This is a genomic window from Chryseobacterium sp. 2TAF14 (assembly GCF_052115105.1).
Classification (GTDB): domain Bacteria; phylum Bacteroidota; class Bacteroidia; order Flavobacteriales; family Weeksellaceae; genus Chryseobacterium.
The window spans coordinates 1-3,094 of record NZ_JBFRGA010000251.1 but is presented as its reverse complement, the minus strand read 5'-3'; the positions used below and the strand labels follow the sequence as shown (position 1 = coordinate 3,094).

Annotated in this window: 3 protein-coding genes; all 3 read right to left on the bottom strand. The window is 34.1% G+C overall.

All coding sequences use genetic code 11. The features are described 5' to 3' along the window. On the bottom strand, window positions 1–1,232 hold a 1,232-nt coding region (locus AB4Y90_RS16945), incomplete at its 3' end, for a peptidylprolyl isomerase (protein WP_441558743.1). A gap of 88 nt (window positions 1,233–1,320) precedes the next feature. Further along, window positions 1,321–2,244, bottom strand: a complete 924-nt coding sequence (locus tag AB4Y90_RS16940) for a PfkB family carbohydrate kinase (RefSeq protein ID WP_441558742.1) — start codon at window positions 2,242–2,244, stop codon at window positions 1,321–1,323. 123 nt (window positions 2,245–2,367) lie between these two features. Continuing rightward, entirely contained in the window at window positions 2,368–2,925 is a 558-nt protein-coding gene (gldD, locus tag AB4Y90_RS16935) for a gliding motility lipoprotein GldD (protein WP_441558741.1), read from the bottom strand. Window positions 2,926–3,094: the final 169 nt, after the last annotated feature.

Sequence of the window (3,094 nt, the reverse complement as noted above, 5' to 3'; positions counted from 1 at the left end):
GCCATCTGCTTTATTCTGTCGTAATCTGTTTCAAGAGTGATCTGGTGTGAAGGAATAACGTCTTCAATTTTAATGATTTTTACCACTTTTCTTTTTCTTTCGTCTTCATCATCAAAAGCGGTAGTAATATCATTTTTATTAAGACCTGCAAGCTCATAGCTGATTACGCCCGGAACGCTTTCTCTTTCAATTTTATTAGAACCGTCTCCACCGGTAATAACACCAGCATTGAATTTTGTTCTTTTATCATCCGAAAACTTAAACGCAGCATCTTTAAAGCTCATCTTTTCACTTAAGATTAAAGTTCTGATGCTGTCTAATTTTTGTTTTGCAGTTGTAATTTCCGCATCTGTAGGCGTTGCCATCAAAAGAATATGTCTTGCATCATACGCTTTACCAGATTTTTTCACTAACTGAATAATGTGATATCCAAATTCAGATTCTACTGGGTCTGAAATTTCACCTTCCTGCAGGTTTAATGCTGCAGCTTCGAATGGTTTTACCATTTGTCCTTTAAAGATATTTTTCATCAAACCACCATTTGGAGCAGTTCCCGGATCTTCAGAATAAATTCTTGCCTGGCTTTCAAAGCTTTCTCCGGCTAAAATATCGGCTTTAATTTTTTTAAGCTTACTAATCAATTCCTCTTTATGAGCTTCTGTTAATTTAGGAAACATCATAATCTGAGAAAGAGAAACCTCGTCTTTTATTTCAGGAAGCTGAGATTTATACATGTTGAAGAAATCGGTCACTTCGTTTGGAGTAACATCGGCTTTTTCTGTAATTCTCTGAAATTTTGCCTGTCCGTAATATTGATCAGTATCAATTTTTTCGATGGCATTTTTCATCTCATACTGATTCCTGAACTTGTACGCAGCAAGCATCGTTTTTTCATCCGGAAATTGGGAAAGCAACTGGTTGTACTTTGCATTTGCCTGATCTTTAATCGCCGCAGAACGGTTTTCAATCAAAGTATCTCTTTTAGCTTCATAAACCAGAAGTTTATTATTGATTAAGTTTTCCAAAAACTCACATCTGTCGGTTGTTGAGGCCCCTTGCTGTTTCCCGTAATTCATCTGCTCTTCCACATCAGATTCCAAAACGATCTCATCACCAATTACTGCCGCAATACCGTCTACCAACTGACCTTTCTTTAATTGAGCATTAATGTTTCCTGAGAATAACATCGCGAAAACTGCAAGAAGGAAAGTGATTTTTAGTTTATTTATCATTATACTGTTTTAAACAAGTTGCAAATTTAGAATTCTAAATGAATTGCACTCAATTTTTTATTATAAATATTTCTTAAAAAGAGATGATTTATTGCAATTCGACGTTAAAAGTTGTCAATTCTTTAAATTGTTTCAATCTGCCGGAAATATCAGCTTCGTTTACTTCCTCAATTCTTTCTGTTCCGAATTTTTCTACTGTGAAAGATGCCATTGCAGAACCTACAATCAATGCAGACTTCATGGTTTCAAAATCGAATTTCCCTTTTTTAGCTAAATACGCTGCAAAACCACCTGCAAAAGTATCTCCCGCTCCGGTAGGATCAAAAACTTCTTCCAAAGGAAGCGCAGGAATGGCGAATATTTTATTATCATGGAACAACAAAGCACCATGTTCACCTTTTTTGATGATTACATAATCAGGTCCCATTGTGTGGATTTTTTTAGCCGCTTTTACCAAAGAATATTCTCCGGAAAGCTGTCTTGCTTCTTCATCGTTAATGCTGATAACGTCTGTTTTAGCAATCATATCTTTTAAAACATCCATTGCGGAATCCATCCAGAAATTCATCGTATCTAAAATAACCAATTTAGGACGCTGATTCATTTTTTCAAGAACTGAAAGCTGAACTCCCGGGTGAAGGTTTCCTAATAGCAAAATCTCTGCATCTTGCATCGAATCAGGAATTTTTGGATCAAAGTTTTCCAAAACATTTACTTCAGTTGCTAAAGTATCTCTTGTATTTAAATCATTATGATATTTACCTGCCCAGAAAAATGTTTTGCCTTCTTTTACAATTTCAATTCCTTCAATATTTACGTCTCTATTGTTAAATTTATCAAGGTATTCTTGTGGGAAATCACCTCCAACTACAGATACAATTCCAGATTTTACTCCCAAAATAGAAGATGTGATCCCAATATATGTAGCTGCTCCACCTAAAATTTTATCTGTTTTCCCAAACGGCGTCTCGATTGCATCAAATGCCACGCTTCCTACGACTAAAAGTTTCATATGTATTTTTTATTTATTTTTAATTGTCATATGCAATCTACCGATGTCATATGTATTTTTTATTTATTTTTTATGATCATATCTAATCTTGCGATTTCATATGTATTTTATTCTATTTTAAATTTATTTTTTCCATTCAAAAGTATCTAGCAAATGCATCATATCTTTTTTAATATAATCGATTGCAGGAGCTAAAGAATCTGGTTTTGGTCTTGAGTTGAAATATAAATATCCTGTCACGAAATGCTTTGTACTGTCAGTTGCGTAAAACTGAAGGTTTGATGCAGCCTGACCTTTCAGCTCATAAAAGTTTCCATATACTTTTTTTTCGGGATATTCGAAAGATTTTGTATCGATAGAGCTTGCCTTTACCGTATGTTTGTAAACCATTTTTTCGGTTTCTTGAATCTGCTGTGCAAAATCATTATTAATCGGATAGTACGTCAGGAAAATCTTCGCCTTCATTTTCGGATAGTTCAGATAATACCAACAAGGTTTCTTTGCATCATAAATTTTAGAATAATCTGAAACTTCAAAAGAATACAGACAATTGGGCTCAAACTTATGATATTTTGGTGCAGGATATTCTAATCTCAACTCGCCATATGGCTTTGGAGTAGCCTCTTTTCCGCACGAAATAACCAACATCGAAACAAAAATAAAAATGACTTTTTTAATCATTCGGCAAAAATACAAATTACATTTTAGATTTTAAGATACAAATTTCAGCATTTCAGTGAGTTTTGAAATTTGTTGGAGAAGATTTTTTTAACGCAAAGTCCGCAAAGATTTTTTTTTCATCACTTACAGCATATTTTTCGTTCACAAAGGCGTTTCACTTAGCAAAGAC

Excerpts from the sequence above, each read along its gene's own strand:
- AB4Y90_RS16940 (WP_441558742.1), bottom strand. The coding sequence starts at position 2,244 with ATGAAACTTTTAGTCGTAGGAAGCGTGGCATTTGATGCAATCGAGACG.
- gldD (WP_441558741.1), bottom strand. The coding sequence starts at position 2,925 with ATGATTAAAAAAGTCATTTTTATTTTTGTTTCGATGTTGGTTATTTCG.